Consider the following 19,578-nt stretch of genomic DNA (forward strand, 5'->3'; position numbering starts at 1 on the left):
CAGGCATTTTGTTGTGCTCTCATTTTCTTGCTTTGGCACTTCGATAGCTATCGATGCTGAAAATAATCAGTGATAGCCAAATCAGCGCGAAGCTCCAAAGCAATTGCTGGGATAATGGCTCCCTAAACAAGAATATGGCCACAAGGAATTGAATTGAGGGAGCCAAATACTGCATGAAACCAATATAGGAAAGCGGCATGCGGCGTGCTCCAAAAGCAAACAGCGCCAACGGTACGGCTGTCACAAGACCTGTTCCCAATAGTGCCAAAAGCATCCAAGGTTCTTGAAGGGGAATAGCGTTGGTCCCTACTTGATAAAAATAGGCAATTCCGAATAACGCAATTGGGCTTACCAGCAACACTTCAACCAACTGGCCATGAATGGCATTAACCGGCGTTTGTTTGCGTATCAATCCATAAATAGCAAAGCTAAAGGCGAGTACCAGCGAAACCCAAGGTAGCTTACCAAGCTCATAGGTTTGATAGGCAACCGCTACGATTGATATTGAGATTGCCAGTATTTGACCATAACGAAGGCGCTCTTTTAGCACAAGAACGCCAAGGGCAACTGTAACGAGTGGATTAATAAAATAGCCGAGGCTGGCATCCAATACGCGGTCGACCTCCACAGCCCAGATAAATACAGTCCAATTAAGTGTGACAATGGCGGATGAAAGGGAGAGCTGCAACATCAAGCGTTTATTTTTAAAAATGTCTATCAGTGCATTCAGTTGGCCTTTATAGGCCATATAAAAAGTTACAAATAGTACAGAGCCCAAAATGCGATAGCAAATAACCAGCATTGCCGGAAAATCTGCGGTTAACTTGTAGTAGATAGCGGCAAAACCCCAGATGATATAGGCAAGAAGCGCGGCTAAAACACCTGCCTTAAAATCCGCTTTTTCTTGCTGTTGGGCAGCAATCGTTTGCAATTGGGCAGCAGTGGTGTCGCTTCCGGATTTGGGCATTTCTATACTCAGCAATATGGGGGTCTGTATACGCTTGTGTGACGTATAATTGATAGCCAAACAGCACTAACTGTATTGGATGGCTTTGTCATGCGTGTTGATACACAGGCGAAGGGCCATATTTGCCCCTTCACCTAATTTTGCGCTTTGGATGATATCACAGCCGATTACTGATCGTAATCAATATTTAATGTGCTGTTTGCAGTCCTTTATCGTGCGCTGCACTTGCCTTCAAAATCATATAGCGTACAGAATCAACGAGTGCTTGAAAGGAAGCATCAACGATGTTTTCTGAAACACCTACTGTAAACCAGCGCTTACCAGTTGATTTTTGCTGACTTTCGATCAGTACCCGGGTAACCGCACTGGTACCCCCGTTTAGAATTCTTACCTTGTAGTCGATAAGCTCCAGATCGTTAATAATGGACTGGTATGTGCCGAGGTCTTTGCGCAATGCCAAATCGAGTGCGTTCACCGGCCCGTTACCCTCTGCCACGGACATGTGCATTTTGCCATCGACCACCACTTTCACGACCGCTTCTGACATGGTGACTTTATCGCCCAGCGCATTAAAGCGTTGCTCGACAATTGTGCGGTAGGATTGAACGTCAAAATAGTCGGGCACGGTATAGAGGCGGCGGCGGGCCAAAAGCTCAAAAGAGGCGTCCGCGGCTTCATAGGAAAAGCCTTTTGCTTCCAATTCTTTCACTTCTGTCAGTAGTGAATCCACGCGCGGATCATCTTTGCGCGCCTCTACCCCCAAACGTTTCAACTCACCCAAGAGGTTCGATTTTCCCGCCTGATCAGAGACCAACACACGGCGCTGATTGCCCACGGTTTCCGGTGGTATGTGCTCGTAGGTTTGCGGTTCTTTAAGCAAGGCGGAAGCGTGAATACCCGCCTTCGTGGCAAATGCACTTTGCCCCACGTATGGGGCATGAATATTTGAAGTGCGGTTAAGGATTTCATCGAACCCGCGGGAGATGGCGGTAAGGTCTTTAAGGGTCTCAACACCAATAGCCAGCTCAAGTTGTGATTTGAACGGCTCTTTTAAAAGCAATGTGGGGATCAATGTCATCATGTTGGCATTACCGCAGCGCTCGCCAATGCCGTTCAGCGTGCCTTGAATTTGACGCACCCCCGCTTGAACGGCCGCCAGTGTGTTGGCGACAGCATGGCCTGTATCATCATGCGCATGAATTCCCAGGTTTTGTGTGGGAACATGTGCACTCAGCTGCGTGATGATGTCCTTCACTTCCTCCGGCAAAGTGCCGCCATTGGTGTCGCACAAGACAACCCAACGCGCACCGGCATCATAGGCCGCTTTTGCGCAGGCGATGGCATAGTCTTTATTGGCTTTGAAACCATCAAAGAAATGCTCGCAATCGACCATGGGTTCTTTACCAGCTGCCACGGCCGCCTTGACAGTTTCCGATATGGATTCAAGGTTTTCGTCATTGGCACAGCCAAGGGCTACCTTGACATGGTAATCCCAGCTTTTGGCCACAAAACACAAGGCATCGGCGGTCGAGTTCAATAGCTGTTGCAGACCGGGGTCATTACTGACCGAACGCCCTGCCCTTTTGGTCATGCCGAATGCGGTGAATATGGCATTTTGCGTTCTTTTCTTTTCAAAGAACTGGGTATCCGTTGGGTTGGCACCGGGGTACCCCCCTTCCACATAATCTACACCTAACCGCTCTAGCAGGGCTGCAACCGCGATTTTCTCATCGACGGAAAAGTCCACGCCTGATGTTTGTGCGCCATCGCGTAATGTGGTGTCGAAAAGGTATAGCCTTTCCTTTGTCATTGCTCTTTGTCCTATAGGCCCTTGTTTTATTTTTGTTGGGCCCCTCTGAATGGCTTTTAATAAATATGTTCGCTTAGAGCTTACGCTTTGAGCTCCCAAGTGGTTTCAATTTCGCCGCTTTCGCTGTTTTTAAGGTCTTTTAAAAGAACCCCTTTTTGCAGCAATTCATCGCGAATGCGGTCAGAGGTGGCGAAATCTTTAGCTGCGCGGGCCTCCAACCGCTTGCTAATCATCTCTTCCACATAAGCCTGTAACTGGGTATCCGCCACTTGCTTTTTAGGGGCAAGCGCTTGTTTTTGCTGTGCGTAGATATCCAGATCGAAACCGAGGAACAGCAGAGAGTCGGCCAGTTCCTGCGCGGCTTGTTTATCTCCCTGACGTGCGGCACGGCTCAGCTTATGCAAGGCTGCAAATGCGCGCGGCGTGTTGAGATCATCCAACAGTCCTTGCAGAACATCCGCATCTGGCGCGGCGTTCTCCTTAGCATGCACACCGGCTTTGGAGATAATATCCTGCCAGCGCCCCAATTGCTTTTCAGCTTCCGCCAGATTTTTACTGGTGAAGTCGATCGGTTGACGGTACTGGGTTTGCAACAATGCATAGCGAATGCTCAGACCGGTCCACTTGCGCCCGGCCAGATTTTCGGTTTCCAACAATTCGTGTACGGTGAAGAAGTTGCCCAGCGATTTGGACATCTTTTCACCTTCGACCTGTAAAAAGCCGTTGTGCATCCAGTAATTCGCCATGTTTTTTGTGCCGTGGGCACAGCGGGACTGGGCAATTTCGTTTTCGTGGTGCGGGAATGTCAAATCAACCCCGCCGCCGTGAATATCGAAGGTCTCGCCCAAATGCTGCGCGGACATGGCAGAACATTCGATATGCCAACCCGGACGGCCCGGTGTGGAGATACCGCATGGGCTGTCCCACCCCGGTTCGCCTTGTTTGGAAGGCTTCCAGAGCACAAAATCCATCGGGCTTTTTTTATAGGTGGCCACTTCCACGCGGGCTCCGGCGATCATTTCATCGACGCTGCGGCGTGAGAGCTGGCCATAGTCTTCCATCGCCGGAACATGAAACAATACATGATCCTCTGCCGCATAAGCAAAGCCTTTGGCAACGAGCTTCTCGATGATGTCTTTCATCTGCTCGATATGCTCGGTGGCACGCGGTTCAATATCCGGCGGCATTGCGCCTAGCGCTGCCATATCCTCATGGTATTGCTGCGCTGTTTTATTGGTCAGCTCGCGTATAGAAATGCCTTCTTGTGCCGCACGTGCATTAATCTTATCGTCCACGTCGGTTATGTTGCGCACATAAGTAACGTTTTGTTTGCCATATAATTGTCGTAATACTCGGGCAAGCACATCAAAAACAACAACAGGACGTGCGTTACCAATGTGCGCATAATCGTATACTGTGGGACCACAGACATATAGTCGCACATTACTTGCATCTATTGGTACAAACTCATCCTTGGAGCGAGTTAGTGTATTGGTAAGCTTCAAGCCCTTTGAAATGCTCATAAACGCCTCTTCTTGGCCGGCTGGCCGAGGCGTTCTTCTCTCATGAGTTAAGGCAGGAGGGAACGGCCACAGCCAGCGGTGTCGCTAGCTGCAAATAATGATAATAGCGGATGCTGTTTCTATTGCCGTTTTCATGGGTTATGTTTTGCCGCATCATGCGTACGCCGTCAAGCTAGAAGCTGAGTGTATTTGCATTTGTTTTTAATTTATTTGCGATAGACTCAGTTGCTGTTGTGCCCAACATGAAGAGTAGGTGGAGTTGAGAATTGCTGAAGTATTTGCGTTTTATACTGTTTTTATCCACCTGCACACTGGCTGTAACAAGTGCACGCAGCTTTGCCGAACAGGTAACAAACCCACCATTATTTGACCCTTTTGACGTTGGTGCGAGCCAAGCAACAACGCCTGCCGCTGATCTAAACAGTAATTCACAAGAAAAAGTAAGTGATCAACGGGATCCCTCCGCAACAAGCGAGAATAGCAGTGCGATAGAATTGCTCAAATCAAATCGTCGCCAAGGTCTTCAACCACTAGAGAACCCAGCTGTCCGCCAGAAAAGCAATGATAGCCACAATGAAGTTATTGGACTTGAACCGGCAAGCGGGACGTTAACGCCTTTGGGGACAGCCCAACAACAGCGGATAAAAAACACTGAAAGCACGTTGACTAAAAAGCAGGGGTTACAAGAGGTCCATGCCCCTATAACCCCAAAGGAACAAGCGGTAATTTTTGAAGGAAGCGAGGCACAGAGCGGGCAGAATTTTCTTGATGCGCTCAAAGCTCAAAAAGAAAAACAAGCATTTCCCGTTAAGGCTTCCTCCAATGTGCCTGTGGAAGAAAAGCTTGATTATCCGGGAATGCGCAGTTCACTTTCGCAATCCGGTGCTTTGAAGACAAAAAAGGCACCTTCCCAAACCGAAGAGCAAGAAGTCATTGCGCACACTGACGCTGAGCGTTTTCGCCTTGCTCTTGCCAAAGCTTTGGCGGGGCAATACCGCGTTGCTGGCTCACGTAATCAACTGGCTGCAGAAGACGAGCTTCCCCAGCCTACAATTACCAGCGACATGCTATCCGGTTTGAGTTATATCGACCGAAAACTCCGTATTGATTTAGCCCGTTTTTATCGTGCATCAAATTATCAACCCATCTGGAAACTCGGTCATTCGCAAACGGCACTTCAGCATAATCCAAAGCAGCTCTTTAACGCTCTTGAAGCTGCTTACATGCACGGTCTTCCCGTGAATTATGGTGCTATCGCGCGGCTCAAACAGATAATTGCTGATGCTCAAAGCCCTGACAAACAGGTACGTGCCGAATTGCAGCTTACACAAGCCTATTTACAATACGCTCATGTTTTGAGCGCTGGCGCTGTTTCACCACAGCAATCGCAAATTGAGAACTATTTAAAACCCAAAGCCAGAGCAAATAATCAGCTTCTTTTGCTCCTATCGAGCGATACCAGTGTAGCTGCGTCCCTAAACTCGCTAACAGATCAGATATACGGCTATAGGGCGTTACAAGAGGCGCTTGCACATTATCAAAAACTTGAGAACGATGGCGGGTTCACCCCTGTAAAAGCCGGGGAAGCCTTAAAACCGGGTGAAAACAACCCCAGAGTAGCTCAACTGCGCCAACGGTTATCTGAGGAAGGTTATATTACTATTGCAGCTAAGCTCAAAACTGCTGGCGAGCGCTATCTAAACCATTTTGACCTTGAGCTTAAAAAGGCACTTATTAACTACCAGCGCCAGCATGGCCTCAATGCTGACGGGGTGGCTGGCACAGTAACACTTGAAAGCTTAAACACAACGGCTCATGAGCGCGTTGTTTCACTTAAGGCAAGCCTTGAACGGCTGCGCTGGGAAAACGGGGGCTTTGGCGAAAAATATGTGTATGTGAACATTGCAGCCCAGACCGCACAAATTTATGAGCAAGAGCAAATTATTTATGAAACCAGAGTTGTTGTGGGGCAACCCAAACACCCAACGCCCGTTTTTTCCGACAGAATCACTTATGCTGAAGTGAACCCTTATTGGAACGTCCCCTATTCTATCGCTGTAAATGAGTACCTGCCCAAACTCCAGCAGGATCCATTCGCCCTTGATGGTAGTGGGATTAGAATGTTTCAAGGTGAAATGGAAATCGAGCCTGCCTTTATTATTTGGGCAAGCGTAAACAAGAATGTATTTAACTACACCTTGAAACAAGACCCCGGTCCGCGCAATGCACTTGGTGCTGTTAAATTCATGTTCCCCAATAAGCACCACATCTACTTGCATGACACCCCAAGTAAACGCCTGTTCCACAAAGATATTCGTGCGTTTAGTCATGGGTGTATTCGCCTACAGGATCCTTTTGTTTTTGGCGAAGTCTTGTTTTCTGACGGGGTTATGACCGAAAGCCGCTTCAAAACACTACGGCATTTCGGTAAAAACGAGCGTATTGACCTCACAAAGCCTGTTAAAGTGCACTTACGCTATCAAACGGCATTCATTGACCCGTATGGTCAACTCGTATTTCGCAAGGATATTTATAAACTAGATAAAATGCTTGTTAAATATATTGAAGAGCACAACATAATGAATATTTAATAACTATTAAAAGGTGCGTTAATTAACCAAAAATAAACTTAAATTTAGTAGCAATATATAATTAAGGGATAATTTTTTTCATGCTTAGTCTGCTTGAGACAAGCCTGATGTGCATAACTAATACTTGGGTGCTACATCAAGTCTCATTGTAGGACTTGTTCTTTTCTGGTAATATATTTACGGAGATTGGGGAATTATCATGAAACGGCAAGTTGCAGACACACACACTGTATGTGCTATTGTATTGCTTGGCCTGTTTATTTCTAGTCCAGTTGTTGCACTTGGGCTGTTTAAACTGGCGCTTTTAACGCAATAGTTTACACGATTAATTTTATTGAATGTTAGCCCACAGACGTGGGCCAACATACTTATTGTGTCATTAGTCTTCTACATATTTTGCACAACTAGGCGCATCATCTTTACCCCAAGGCATAATTGGCACGGTTGAGGTTGAATTTTTGGGGCTGCCTTCGATCAGCTTATCAGAATAAACAATATAAACCAATACGTTACGCTTCTTATCACACCCACGAATAATACGCATTTTCTTAAAAAACACCGAACGGCTTTTGCGATACATTTCATCGCCCTGCTCAAATGTGTCCTTAAACTTAACCGGACCTACCTGACGGCATGCCAACGATATGTCGGAAACCTCTTCAGCAAGGCCAAGCATCCCAGAAAATCCGCCCTTTTCCGGTACCGTAAAGTGGCAGGAAACCCCCTCTACAATAGGGTCATCAATAGCGTAAGTTACCAGTTTGTGGTCAGGCCCCAGCATTTTCCAGACGGTTGATTTTTTGAAAATCATATCTGGCTTTTGCGCTTGTGCTACTTGTGTCGAGACCAACATAAGCACACTGGCAAAAATTGCATAAAAAAGTTTTTTCATCGGAATACCTCTACGAACACTTCTTTTGATATGGTATCGAACCATAAATATTCTAGCTGAGTTTGAAAATATTTATCGCTCTTTGCATCAATGTTATTCAAAGGCTACCTGTTTGCGCTTATTGAGCTGCTCGCGCTTTATTACTGGATGTACCGCATTTGATGCTAAGGCGATGAATAGAGCCATGGCACCTAACAGCATGAAAGAATAGATAAGCGATGATAACTGTGCGATCCATCCTATAATCACGGGTCCAATCAGCGTTCCGCCGTAACCGAATGTTGCGATGCTGGCAATACCGGCACCAGGCGAAATGGAAGGATCATTAGCAGCCCTTGCAAAGGCTTGCGGGATAACGATGGCATAGCCTGCCCCCATGAATGCAAAACCCAATAGTTGTAGTGGCAATGAGCTACCAACAATGACAAAAAACACGCCAATGGCCGAGGTTAAGCCCGATAGCTGTACCGTTTTTGCCGATCCCAAACGGGCGACTATATAATCCCCTAGAAGCCGCAGGGTGACCATTGCTATGGAGAAGTACACGTAGCCTAATGCTGCTGTAGATTTTGATAATTGTGATATTTCGACTAAAAAAACAGCTGACCAGTCGGCAACGGCTCCCTCTCCCATGGCCGAGCACAACGCAACCAAACCTGTGAGGATCAGGGCTTTATGCGGTAGTCCATACGCTTTCGCTTTTTGTGCGTCATGCGTAACGCGTGGTTTAACCGTTTCACTTCTGAATTTATAGGCCAAACTAATGGCCGGTGCAGCAAACAATATAGACACTGCAAGAAAGTGCATGGAAAGTGATAGTGAGAATTGCATTGCAAGATAGCTGGAGGCAGCTCCAAGGCCTGCTCCCATGCTAAACATAGCATGAAACGACGACATTATTGGCTTTGCCATTTGCTTTTCGAGCTCAGCACCCCATGCATTCATAGCAACATCCATAGCACCATGAGCGGCGCCAAAAACAAAAAGAGCAACAGCCAGGCATGGAAGGTTCGGCATTATCGCCAAAATAAAAAGCGTTGGCGCATAAATAAGGCTTATCCAGTAGGAAACATTTGCGGCCCCCTTGCTATCGAGCCATTTACCGGCGAAGGGAAATGATAGAATTGCGCCGACTGCGACCACTAAAAGTAACAGCCCAAGTGTGCCTTCATCAACTGCAAAGGTGCTTTTTATCTCCGGAATGCGCGTGGCCCATGCTCCCATAAGCGCGCCGTTAAAAAGGAAAATACTTGAGATGGTCATTCTTGCTTGGGCGTAACTAGACATTGGTTATTAGTAATCCTGCATTAGAAAAAATTTCGGTTTCAATTTGTGCTGCATCTGTGATGAGTAGGTGAGTTTCACTTAAAGGGTGTACTTGGTGGCGTGCACGCCTGTTCAATTTGCTTTTATCGGCAATAACAATTGTTTTTGTACTTGAATGAGCCATTTGCTGACGCAAGCTGGCCTCTTCCAAATCATCGGCGCTAAAGCCAAAATTCACGTCGATAGCGCAAGTGCCTTGTATGCATAAATCTGCAGCGCAAGATGCCAATTGCCTTTCAGCCAAAGCACCAACACTTACCGCCCCCAGAGGGCTTAGTTGTCCTCCGATGAGTAGTGTTTTTATATTGCGCTCCATTGCAACAAGGGCGACAGCAGGTGCCGGCGTAATAATGAGCAAGTTTTTTAGTACCGGTAGGGCGCGGGCGAGCTGCAATAGCGAGTGGCCGCCATCTAAAAGAAGTACCATATCATCATGTAGGTATGGGGCGAGCGCCGCTGTGGCGTTATGAATAAAGTCGGGCTTTTGAGGCTGGCGCTCCTTGTAAGGTAAAGCCGGTGCACTCAGGGGTACTGCGCCACCACGAACTCGCTTCACCAATCCTTGCGCTTCCAATGAGAGAAGGTCACGGCGTAATGTCGCCAAGGATACCCCCAGTTCCTTGCATAACTGGCTGGTGACCAAAGTTTGCCCACCTTGTAAACGGTCAGCCAACAAGCGTTGTCTGACTTCTGGATTGTTCAGGTCTAATAACTGATTGGAATACAAATTTCATAAACCTTCAATATGAATCATAATTGTTCAATTTCAATCATAATCACTCAGTCGTTATTTGGTCAAACTTTCAGTGCATTGAATAGAAAATGTCGCAGGTGATTCAAAATTGAGTTAAAGTCAAGAGCACGTATTCTTTGTTGCTGCGTACCTTTAACTCAAGAACCAACTTGGAAAGTTAATGCTACAGCTGTTTGAAAAATCTATAAAAACCGCAGGGTATAGCGACTATATCCCTGACACCCGAAAGGTTTTTTGTTTGCTCGCCCCGTCCCGTTTGAGTGCTGCTCTTATCCTATTCATTGCCTTCAATACTCAAGCAGAGGCACGTCCCAGGATGTGTGAGCGCCTACAGGTGGAAATAAACCAGCTACAACAAAAGCTTGGAAATTTTAATTTTAATGACCCATACCAAGCAGCAATAGAAGACCAAACCATAGCCATTAACCAAGTGGAATCGCAGCGGGCGCAACAAGGGTGTGGTTCTTTTAATGCCAATATGGGAGTTTGCGAAAATTACGGCACAACTCTTGCGCATATGCGTGAAAATCTAGCGTTGCTGAAGCTAGAACAAAAAAACATGTTTTCCGGAAATCCAACCACAAAACGCTACATTGAAGCCAAGCAAAAATATAATGCTTTAAACTGTGCCAACGAGTTTTTAGAACCAACTGCAGGCGTGCAAGCACCACTCCCCGGAGGACAGCCAGTTAACATACAAGGCACCGCCCATGGAAATACCTATGGATTGCCGCCTGGAGGGGTACCGGTTGATATTAATGCACCTTTACAGCAGGGAAGTGGTGGTGACCAATTTGGCGAACCAATTGCCAGTAAACCTCTAGCTCCGCTGCCCTCGACCAGTATACAGTCTTCGCAACCACAGAATACGAATTGGCAAAGCCCGAAAACACAAACCACAGGGCCAACTTCTGGCTATAAAACTATGTGTGTGCGTAGCTGTGATGGCTACTATTTCCCCATCAACAATAATGCGCAGCCAACCGAGTTTGCCGAGGATGAAGCCATTTGCCAATCCATGTGCCCAAGTGCACGCTCTGAATTATATGTGTATCGCACTCCGGGTGAACGCCTTGAGGATATGCGCAGCCTGACCGGTGTGCCCTATCGCAATCACCCAAATGCCTTTCGTTTTCAAAACGGTGCCGTAGCCGCATGTGGCTGTGAGGCAAACCCTGCGCAACAAGAAGGTATCGGCCAGGCTCATAAAAATCCTCAGCCCAGTTTTGTTGCGGGGCAACCAGGTACGACGTTGAGTAACGAAAACCCACTCGCAAACTCTACAGGCCCCTCAGAAGCGACCGGCTCAATTACCACAGCACAGCAAGATGGCTTTGGCAGCCTATCTGGTAGTGTTACCAAGAAAAACCCGACGACGGATTACCGTCGCTGGGTTGAGCCGAAAACAGGACCAATTAGGAGAGTCGGTCCAAAGTATTTTGATGACCAATAAGCGGTAGGAGCTTTTTCAGGTCTGGGCCATGATCCAGACCTGTTACCGCCTTGCGCAGTGGCATAAACAAGCCCTTGCCTTTACGGCCGGTAGCTTCTTTTACTGCCTTGGTCCAAGTACCCCATGAGGTTTCATCGAATGGTGCGGCAGGCAGTAGGCCTTTTGCTGTTTCAATGAACTCTTTGTCGTCTTCGCCGACGAGCGGTGTCACATTACCGCGCACCACCTGCTCCCAAACGGCAATATCGGCAAGGGTATTACAGTTTTCCTGAACAGCGGCCCACAACAGTGGCTCAATTGGCAAGCCCAGTGCATCTGCACGTTCTTTGGCTTCTTCAAAGCTTAAACCATGAACGATTTTAGCAGTGAGCTGGCCCACTTCTGCCGGGTCAAACTTGGCAGCTGATTTGGAAATACCGCCAAAATCGAGCATCTCGGCCAATGCCTGCATGTCTTTTGCCGGTTCAACAGCATGGCTTGTTCCGGTGAGCACAGCCAGCGAATTCACCGCCATTGGCTCGTAGCCTGCTTCACGCAATGACGCGATAGACAAAGCGCCTGAGCGCTTGGAGAGCCCTTCGCCATCGATGGTGGTTAGCAAGTTGTGGTGGCCGAATTCCGGCACTTTAGAACCCAATGCTTCAAAGATGGCAATCTGCACGCCAGTATTGGCCACATGGTCTTCACCGCGAATAACATGGGTGATGCCCATATCGGCATCATCAACAATCGATGGCAAGGTGTACAGGTAGCTACCATCGCCGCGAATAAGTACCGGATCGGACATAGAAGCCAGATCAACAGTCTGCTTGCCGCGAATGACATCGTCCCAATGCACTTCGGTACGCTGGAAAGTGAAAGGATCGCCTTCCGGGTGGTTCGGCAGCTTAAAGCGCCAGTGGGCAGTGCGGCCCTCTTCCTTGAACTTGGCGATCTGCTCTTCGGTGTATTTCAAACCGGCGCGATCATAAACCGGTGGCTTACCCAGCGCACGGGCGCGATTACGGCGGCGCTCCAACTCGTCAGCTGTTTCATAACAGGCATAAAGTAGCCCTTCGGCCTTCAGCTTATCGGCAGCGGCATCATAGAGCGCAAAGCGCTCGGACTGGCGCTCAATACGGTTGGGCTTGATGCCCAGCCAAGCCAGATCCTGCTCGATGCTATCGGCAAATTCTTTCGTAGAGCGGGCTTTGTCGGTATCATCAAAGCGCAGCACGTAGTTGCCGCCCTGCTTTTGCGCAAACAGGTAGTTAAACAGTGCCGGACGCACGTTACCAATATGAATACGCCCTGTGGGTGAAGGGGCAAAACGGACTGTCACACTCATAGTGATCGCCACTCCTTATTGTTGGCAGATACCTGCCGGATATATGAAATAATCGTTGCCCCTTCGCTAGCCCCTTCATGCGGGCGGGTCAACTCTTTATGGCTTGCTATTCGCTTCATTTTTTACTTAGTGGCGCTCTGGTCAGCCAAGGGCAAGTTCGTGCGTAGGTTAAATTGCACAAATAATGCCACAAAGACCAATGTGGATAGCAATGCAATAAACAAGCACATAGCTGCCATTGTTATGCCCGCATCAATCAACAATCCGGCAATGCCCGGTGAGGCTGCAGAGCAAAACACATAGAACGAGAAGAAAAGTCCGCGGATATCGCCCATATGTTTTGTCCCGTAAAACTGCGAGAGTACCGTGGAGCTTAAAGTTGATTCAGCGCCCAGAGCAACACCACTTAAGAAAATGGCAGCTGCTGCAGCCCATAGGGACGACGATAGGCCGAGTAGCAACATTGCTATGACAAACAAAAGGACAGTAAAAGAAAGAAGCTTACTGGGCAAAAAACGATCGCTTAAGCTCCCCAGCAATATTGAACCTAAAAAGCTGCCCAGCCCCAACACTGGCATGAGTGCCGGTATGGTTGTGAGTGCCCAGCCCTTTTCTTGCATAAAGACAATTTGGTGAAAGAACATCCCACCAAGCCCGAAGGGAATAATCAGCAGCCCCGAGATAATAAGATAAAAGTAAGGGTCCTTGATTACATCGCGCTTGGTTTTGTGCACGAGCTGTTGCGGCTCTAATTCCAAATCAAGTTTGCTGGGTACACGCCCTTTATAATAGCAAACGTAAATAGTTGGCGCAAAAACTATAAGTAGGAAAACAGCCGTGAAGAACCACAGCTCACGCCAACCGAATAATGATAGAGAGACGATGATAACTATTGGCAAGACGGCCTCGCCCAATAAGGCCCCTAAATTAACAAATCCCACCGCTTTACCGCGCTCTTTTGAAAACCATTTGGTAGTCGCTGTGAGCGGCAAATGGGTCAGCATCCCTTGACCAAAAAAACGGATAAGAAACAGTGCAAAAAGAAAAGTGTAGATATTGGCGGAGAAGCTCAAACATAATGCAGCAAGTGCCATGCCGCTAACACAGAATAACGCTGCATTTCTGGGCGCTAAGATATCGGCCAAGCGCCCGGTAAAATTGAGGGTGAAAGCACTGAGCAATGTTGCCGCCATATACAGCACACCGAATTCGCCATTCGATAGCGCAAAATCAGTACGCCAAACCAACGAAAATTGCGCCAGAACGGTTGAAAACCCAAGTCCGCCGAAAAACATGAGCAAGAGACCACCCAATAACCAACGTGTATTGGCAATTAAAAAAAACAAATAATCCATTTTAAATATCCTTTATCATTTACGATAATTGAGACAAAAAAAGTGATTGTATACTTAGGAAATATCAGCTTACACTTGAGTAATAATTTATAACTAACTCAAATGGATAATATGGACATTCATAGAAAGTCGCTTAGCCGCCTGTTATTCGGGCAAGTACCTGCAGATTTTGCGGACTGGGTGGATTTTGTTGCCATCACCAGTTTGCTGGCGTTTCATTGGCAGGTTGAGCTGGAGGTCTATGCTCTGTTAAGTTTGGCGCTTGGTCTGCCCTACTTAGTGGTGGGGCCAATGTTGGCGAAATATATCGACAAAGGGTCGGTCGGTAATGCGTTAATTTTCAGTAGCTTGGGACGCTAAGTTGCCACCTTGATGGCGGCATTTGCCGGCTCGGTAAATATGTTGCTGTTGGTGGTGTTTTTGCGCAGCTGCGCCGATTCACTGTTTGCTCCAGCCAAACAAACCGCCATTCAACGGCTTTGCGAAAAAGAGCAGTTACCGAAATATAACGGCTACAGTCATGCCATCAACCAGAGCTCTAAGGTGCTCGGGCCCGCCATTGGCGGGGCGCTGATGTTGGTGTTACCTATCCCGGGCATATTTATGGTCAATGCGCTGATATCGCTGATCTCAATTGTGTTTTTTGTAGGCTTGGTTATTCCCAACGCCCAAGAAGACCCAACGGATAAACCCGAGGTTGAACAGAATAGTCGGCTACAAGCTGTGCTTGCATTTTTGCGAACAAACCCGGTGGTTTTGGCCAGTCTCGCATTGATGATGTTCAGTTATCTTATCCTATTCATGTATGACCGCTTTATTCCTTTTATCATCGATGATTTTGGCTTTTCTTCGAGTTTCTATAGTATTGTGGTGAGCTTTGTTGGGGTTGGCGGCGTTATCGGCGCTTTACTGGCACCGAAGATGATACGGCTACTCGCCTTCTGGCCGCAAATTGCGCTCGGTTTTAGTATAAATGCGCTCTATCTCGCGCTTATCGGCTATTGGCTTAGGGCGGGTATGACACCACAAAGTGCCGCGCTACTCCTTGTATTTATGGTGGCTGGTTTCAGCTCTGCCTTAGTGATGGTGGTGCTTCGTTGCCTGTTACAAGAAAACACCGCACCCAAACAAATGGGGCAAGTATTTTCATATGCAGAAGCGGTCAGCACATTGGCGATGCTTGGGGGGCCATTCCTTGGCACCTATCTGAGCAGCTCTCTTGGCTATGACGGTCTTTTCACGGTTTGTATGAGTGCTTTCTTGTGCCTAGCACTGTTGGTAATGACAACAAGAATCTTTATTTCACTGCGTAATAGTAAACAGCTGGGCTAACGCCTACAAAGCCAATCGCCCCCGAGCTTTTTAGGCTCAGGGGCAATTATTATTCACGCGCAATTTGGATTACGAGTTTTGATGCACAGGTGCGCTCACATGATCGCGAAAGCGGTTTGTGATCGGATATCGGCGGTCGCGACCAAAATTTTTCTCGGTGATTTTAACACCGGGAGCGGCTTGGCGACGTTTGTACTCGGCAATATATAATAGGTGTTGAACCCGTTTCACGGTTGCCTCATCGTGCCCTTTGGCCACAATATCGCGCAATGTCATTTCCTTTTCCACCAAACAGGTGAGAATGTCATCGAGGATATCATATTCGGGCAAGCTATCCTGATCGGTCTGGTTCTCGCGTAGCTCGGCTGTTGGCGCTTTGGTAATGATGTTATTGGGAATAACTTCTCCCGCAGGGCCTTTTAGATCGGCCAGATGATGCTTATTGCGCCAATCGGACATGGCGTAGACCTTGGTTTTATACAGGTCCTTAATGGGGTTAAAGCCGCCGTTCATATCACCGTAGAGTGTGGCATAGCCCACCGACATCTCCGATTTATTACCCGTCGTGACGACCATGGCACCAAACTTGTTGGAGATGGCCATCAAAACAACACCGCGTGAGCGCGACTGTAGATTTTCCTCTGTAATGCCACTTTCGGTACCTGCAAAAATGGGCGCGAGAACCTCCTGAAAACCTTCAACAGGGTTGGAAATCGGCACTGTATCGTAGCGCACGCCCAGCGCATCCGCACAGGCTTTGGCATCGACAAGACTTTCGGTCGAGGTGTAATGGTAAGGTAGCATAACGCAGTGCACACGATCAGCCCCCAGTGCATCAACCGCCATGGCCGCGCATATGGCACTATCAATACCACCGGAGAGACCCAGCACCACACCGGGAAATCCGTTTTTATTAACGTAATCGCCGAGCCCCATGACGCAGGCGCGCCAATCGGCCTCCCATACATCAGGCAGGGCCACTATTTTCGCCGGTTTCATGCGCCAGCTGTCGTCATCCCGGCGTTGCCAGTCCACCACTTCCATTGCTTCTTGCAGCTGAGGCATTTGCAGAACCAACGTGCAATCACCATTAAGAGCAAAAGAAGCACCATCAAACACCAGTTCATCCTGCCCGCCCAGCTGATTGGCATAGACAAGCGGCAGGCCAGTTTCGACAACACGTTGCACCATGATTTGCATGCGCTGATCAAACTTACCGGTATTATATGGCGAACCGTTGGGTACCAGCAGCATTTCGGCACCAGTTTCCTCAAGGCATTCGCATACGTCGGTTTGCCATGTGTCCTCACAAATGGGCACACCAATACGCACACCGCGAAAATTCATTGGTCCTGGATTGGGACCGGCATCAAAAACGCGCTTCTCATCAAAAACGCCGTAATTGGGCAAATCAACCTTGAAACGGATATCCTGAAGCTTACCACCGTCCAGCAATGCCACAGCATTGTAGAGTTTACCCTCTTCATACCACGGTGTGCCTACGAGCATGGCGGGGCCATTATCGGCGGTTTCTGCAGCCAACTCGTTTATTGCTGCCATACAAGCACGTACGAATGCGCCTTTAAGCACGAGGTCTTCAGGTGGATAGCCGCAGATAAACAGCTCGGTAAACAGAACCAGATCAACGTTTTGGCTGGCAGCGTTTTTGCGGTACTGACGCACCAATGTCTTGTTGAACTCAATATCACCCATTTTCGGGTTGGCTTGCACAACAGCAAGGCGAAACTCATTGGCAATCATTGCGGCACTTTATCATTATCTGCGGCAACTAAAGCGTAGCTGTTCGTTACCAAGGGTTTTAAATGTCTTTACAGCACCCTATCCGATTACAGGCTCAATGCTATTCCATTGATCATGACCAGAGATAAACATGGCAGTGTAAACAGCGGGGGAACTGCTTTTGTTTCTTTTAGCCTGCCCACTGGGATGCTTGCAATTGCTTGATTTCATATTTTTGCACAATTTGAGCATAAGTCGCAGCCGCGCCATACAACCGGGCATTTCAAGCAATATCAATAGATATCGGATCGCTCCGAAATGATCGGATTCACAAGCCTATCCAGCATTTCTTTTTGATTGCTTCTGATACGACCAGAAGCTTTTGCCTGCTCCAGCTTTTTCAAATGATCCTCTAGGCGCGCTGAAATAGTTGATTTTTTTTGCTCATTTAGTTCTGGAAAGAAATTCGGGTGCGTAATCGTTGCCACCATCCGCTCATAGAGCGTTGCCGGAGAAAGGGGCTTGGTCAGAAAATGATTTACACCGGCATGAACAGCTTTTACAACAACAGACTGTCTTGCATCTGCACTAATGACAATAACAGGAATTGAAGCCACCTGCTTATCGCTATCACCTCTTAGTATTCTTAGGAAGTCAAAGCCGTCAACAGGATGCATTATCCAATCACACAAAATGATATCGGGACGCCTGTCAATTGCAATAGCAATGGCATCGGCACCATCTTGCGCCTCATAAATATTGCGCACACCAAAACCGGCCACCATCGTACGCAATAGCGAACGCATATAGTTATTATCTTCGGCAATCAGTACTGAAAATGGCCGAAAATCAAAACGCTCAATGGCCACAGTTGCTCACATTCTCTCTCGTTGATGAATTATTCAAATGCATCCTAACACGCATAGTTAAAGAGTTACTACAGGAGACTGCACACCATTTGAAAATTAATCAATAAAATTCACCCAAAAGAGTTTTGTGCAACAAAAAGGGCTCCCGAATGGAAGCCCTAATGTAACTTGATAGGAAGAAAAAATTATTTCTTCCCATCTGTTTCTTTGCGCAGGTTTTCGGCAATTGTGAAAGCCAGTTCAAGCGCTTGGTCCGCATTCAAGCGTGGATCACAATGGGTATGATAACGGTCACCCAGGTTTTCCGCGGAAATTTCCTTAGCGCCACCCATACACTCGGTTACGTTGCGACCTGTCATTTCCACATGCACACCACCTGCGTGAGTGCCTTCGGCTCGGTGGACAGCAAAGAAGCTTTCCACTTCACCCATAATGCGCTCAAACGGACGGGTTTTATAGCCATTAGCCGTGATTGTATTACCGTGCATAGGATCGCAAGACCAAACGACCTTACGGCCTTCGCGCTCAATCGCCTGGATCATTTTTGGCAAATGCTTTTCAACATTCTCGTGACCAAAGCGGGTAATCAACGTGAGACGGCCGGCTTCGTTGTTCGGATTCAAGATATCGATCAACTCTAACAGGCCATCTGGCGTTTGGGATGGACCACACTTCAAGCCAATCGGGTTTTGAACTCCACGGAAGAATTCAAGATGTGCGTGGTCAGCCTGGCGGGTTCGGTCCCCAATCCACAGCATATGGCCGGATGTGGCGTACCACTCGCCTGTTGTGGAATCGATACGTGTCAACGCTTGTTCGTAGCCAAGCAGCAAAGCTTCGTGGCTAGTAAAGAAATCGGTGGAGCGCAACTGAGGTGCGCTTTCCGGATCGATACCACAGGCACGCATGAAAGAGAGCGAGTCTGTTATGCGGTCAGCCATCAGCTGGTAACGGTGGCTTTGCGGGCTGTCTTTTACAAAGTCGAGCATCCACTGATGAACATGGTCAAGGTTAGCAAAACCACCTTGAGCAAAAGCACGCAGCAAGTTCAACGTTGCTGCAGACTGGCGGTAAGCCATCAACTGACGGTGAGGGTCAGGAATACGCGAATCGGCATTGAACTCAATGCCATTGACGATATCACCGCGGTAGCTTGGCAGCTCCACATCACCCTTTTTCTCGATGTCGGATGAGCGCGGCTTAGCAAACTGGCCGGCAATACGACCCACCTTAACAACGGGTTGTTGCGAACCGTAGGTGAGCGCCACAGCCATTTGCAAGAAAGCGCGGAAGAAATCGCGAATATGATCGGCATGATGCTCGGCAAAGCTTTCGGCGCAGTCACCACCTTGCAACAAGAAGCCACGGCCTTCTGCCACGTCTGCCAAATGCGATTTTAGCTTGCGTGCTTCACCTGCAAATACCAATGGCGGATAAGTTGCCAGGCGACTCTCGACGTCAGCCAATGCTTCCTTATCTGGATAAGCCGGTACCTGCACGATAGGTTTTGATCGCCAGGAATCCGGGGTCCAATTCTCCGCCATGTTATTAACTCCAATTATCGAGTGCTTTGAGCACATTTATCCATCAGGATTATTTAGATTTAAATACGGTAATTACGCCGCAAAGGAGCTTATAC

At 47.9% G+C, this 19,578-nt stretch carries 15 protein-coding genes; 4 read left to right on the forward strand and 11 right to left on the reverse strand.

Annotated elements, in window-relative coordinates; genetic code table 11:
• Positions 1-19: 19 nt before the first annotated feature.
• The 3 genes from rarD to cysS form a co-directional block, all read right to left on the reverse strand.
• A complete protein-coding gene (rarD, locus tag AYK67_RS02620; RefSeq protein ID WP_082735598.1) occupies positions 20-967 on the reverse strand; it encodes an EamA family transporter RarD in 948 nt (315 codons plus the stop codon).
• A 187-nt stretch (positions 968-1,154) separates the two neighbouring features.
• On the reverse strand, positions 1,155-2,777 hold the full coding sequence (gene cimA / locus AYK67_RS02625; protein ID WP_068081916.1) for a citramalate synthase: 1,623 nt from the start codon (positions 2,775-2,777) through the stop codon (positions 1,155-1,157).
• A gap of 80 nt (positions 2,778-2,857) precedes the next feature.
• Positions 2,858-4,300, reverse strand: a complete 1,443-nt coding sequence (cysS, locus tag AYK67_RS02630) for a cysteine--tRNA ligase (protein WP_068081918.1) — start codon at positions 4,298-4,300, stop codon at positions 2,858-2,860.
• 266 nt (positions 4,301-4,566) lie between these two features.
• Here cysS and AYK67_RS02635 point away from each other — a divergent pair, with 266 nt between their 5' ends.
• Positions 4,567-6,891: a L,D-transpeptidase family protein gene (locus AYK67_RS02635; protein ID WP_068081921.1), complete on the forward strand. Its 2,325-nt coding sequence runs from the start codon at positions 4,567-4,569 to the stop codon at positions 6,889-6,891.
• A 379-nt stretch (positions 6,892-7,270) separates the two neighbouring features.
• Here the strand turns inward: AYK67_RS02635 and AYK67_RS02640 are convergent, their stop codons facing one another.
• From AYK67_RS02640 to AYK67_RS02650, 3 genes are all read right to left on the reverse strand, one after another.
• Positions 7,271-7,783 (reverse strand): CreA family protein, encoded by a 513-nt coding sequence (locus AYK67_RS02640; protein WP_068081923.1) that lies wholly within the window; start codon positions 7,781-7,783, stop codon positions 7,271-7,273.
• 93 nt (positions 7,784-7,876) lie between these two features.
• Positions 7,877-9,070 (reverse strand): MFS transporter, encoded by a 1,194-nt coding sequence (locus tag AYK67_RS02645; protein WP_082735599.1) that lies wholly within the window; start codon positions 9,068-9,070, stop codon positions 7,877-7,879.
• Positions 9,063-9,836 carry a DeoR/GlpR family DNA-binding transcription regulator gene (locus tag AYK67_RS02650; protein WP_068081929.1) on the reverse strand — a complete coding sequence of 258 codons (774 nt, stop codon included), beginning with the start codon at positions 9,834-9,836 and terminating at the stop codon, positions 9,063-9,065. Before AYK67_RS02650 ends, AYK67_RS02645 begins: the two co-directional genes overlap by 8 nt.
• Before the next feature lie 187 nt (positions 9,837-10,023).
• Between AYK67_RS02650 and AYK67_RS02655 the strand changes: the two genes are divergently transcribed.
• Complete coding sequence (locus tag AYK67_RS02655) at positions 10,024-11,316, forward strand: DUF2865 domain-containing protein (RefSeq protein WP_068081932.1); 1,293 nt, start codon at positions 10,024-10,026, stop codon at positions 11,314-11,316.
• On the opposite strand, the gene gltX is transcribed toward AYK67_RS02655, so the two are convergent.
• Positions 11,279-12,643: a glutamate--tRNA ligase gene (gene gltX, locus AYK67_RS02660; RefSeq protein ID WP_068081937.1), complete on the reverse strand. Its 1,365-nt coding sequence runs from the start codon at positions 12,641-12,643 to the stop codon at positions 11,279-11,281. The genes AYK67_RS02655 and gltX overlap by 38 nt on opposite strands.
• 122 nt (positions 12,644-12,765) lie before the next feature.
• Positions 12,766-13,998, reverse strand: coding sequence for an MFS transporter (locus AYK67_RS02665; protein WP_068081938.1), 1,233 nt, complete (start codon positions 13,996-13,998; stop codon positions 12,766-12,768).
• Positions 13,999-14,109: 111 nt separating this feature from the next.
• On the opposite strand from AYK67_RS02665, the gene AYK67_RS02670 reads away from it, so the two are divergent.
• Both AYK67_RS02670 and AYK67_RS02675 read left to right on the forward strand, forming a co-directional pair.
• Positions 14,110-14,358 (forward strand): hypothetical protein, encoded by a 249-nt coding sequence (locus AYK67_RS02670; protein WP_162265071.1) that lies wholly within the window; start codon positions 14,110-14,112, stop codon positions 14,356-14,358.
• Between the two features lie 12 nt (positions 14,359-14,370).
• Positions 14,371-15,330 carry an MFS transporter gene (locus AYK67_RS02675; protein WP_068081942.1) on the forward strand — a complete coding sequence of 320 codons (960 nt, stop codon included), beginning with the start codon at positions 14,371-14,373 and terminating at the stop codon, positions 15,328-15,330.
• Positions 15,331-15,399: 69 nt separating this feature from the next.
• Here the strand turns inward: AYK67_RS02675 and AYK67_RS02680 are convergent, their stop codons facing one another.
• From AYK67_RS02680 to AYK67_RS02690, 3 genes are all read right to left on the reverse strand, one after another.
• Positions 15,400-17,091 carry an NAD+ synthase gene (locus AYK67_RS02680; protein WP_068081945.1) on the reverse strand — a complete coding sequence of 564 codons (1,692 nt, stop codon included), beginning with the start codon at positions 17,089-17,091 and terminating at the stop codon, positions 15,400-15,402.
• A 272-nt stretch (positions 17,092-17,363) separates the two neighbouring features.
• Positions 17,364-17,939, reverse strand: a complete 576-nt coding sequence (locus tag AYK67_RS02685; protein ID WP_208976197.1) for a response regulator — start codon at positions 17,937-17,939, stop codon at positions 17,364-17,366.
• 185 nt (positions 17,940-18,124) lie between these two features.
• On the reverse strand, positions 18,125-19,483 hold the full coding sequence (locus AYK67_RS02690) for a class II 3-deoxy-7-phosphoheptulonate synthase (protein WP_068081948.1): 1,359 nt from the start codon (positions 19,481-19,483) through the stop codon (positions 18,125-18,127).
• Positions 19,484-19,578: the final 95 nt, after the last annotated feature.

It is taken from the genome of Polycladidibacter stylochi (assembly GCF_001562055.1).
Classification (GTDB): Bacteria; Pseudomonadota; Alphaproteobacteria; order Rhizobiales; family Stappiaceae; genus Pseudovibrio; species Pseudovibrio stylochi.

What these genes read in the sequence shown, in the direction of transcription:
- rarD (WP_082735598.1), bottom strand. Translation starts at nt 967, where the DNA reads ATGCCCAAATCCGGAAGCGACACCACTGCTGCCCAATTGCAAACGATT.
- cimA (WP_068081916.1), bottom strand. Translation starts at nt 2,777, where the DNA reads ATGACAAAGGAAAGGCTATACCTTTTCGACACCACATTACGCGATGGC.
- cysS (WP_068081918.1), bottom strand. Translation starts at nt 4,300, where the DNA reads ATGAGCATTTCAAAGGGCTTGAAGCTTACCAATACACTAACTCGCTCC.
- AYK67_RS02640 (WP_068081923.1), bottom strand. Translation starts at nt 7,783, where the DNA reads ATGAAAAAACTTTTTTATGCAATTTTTGCCAGTGTGCTTATGTTGGTC.
- AYK67_RS02645 (WP_082735599.1), bottom strand. Translation starts at nt 9,070, where the DNA reads ATGTCTAGTTACGCCCAAGCAAGAATGACCATCTCAAGTATTTTCCTT.
- AYK67_RS02655 (WP_068081932.1), top strand. Translation starts at nt 10,024, where the DNA reads ATGCTACAGCTGTTTGAAAAATCTATAAAAACCGCAGGGTATAGCGAC.
- gltX (WP_068081937.1), bottom strand. Translation starts at nt 12,643, where the DNA reads ATGAGTGTGACAGTCCGTTTTGCCCCTTCACCCACAGGGCGTATTCAT.
- AYK67_RS02665 (WP_068081938.1), bottom strand. Translation starts at nt 13,998, where the DNA reads ATGGATTATTTGTTTTTTTTAATTGCCAATACACGTTGGTTATTGGGT.
- AYK67_RS02670 (WP_162265071.1), top strand. Translation starts at nt 14,110, where the DNA reads ATGGACATTCATAGAAAGTCGCTTAGCCGCCTGTTATTCGGGCAAGTA.
- AYK67_RS02675 (WP_068081942.1), top strand. Translation starts at nt 14,371, where the DNA reads ATGGCGGCATTTGCCGGCTCGGTAAATATGTTGCTGTTGGTGGTGTTT.
- AYK67_RS02680 (WP_068081945.1), bottom strand. Translation starts at nt 17,091, where the DNA reads ATGATTGCCAATGAGTTTCGCCTTGCTGTTGTGCAAGCCAACCCGAAA.
- AYK67_RS02690 (WP_068081948.1), bottom strand. Translation starts at nt 19,483, where the DNA reads ATGGCGGAGAATTGGACCCCGGATTCCTGGCGATCAAAACCTATCGTG.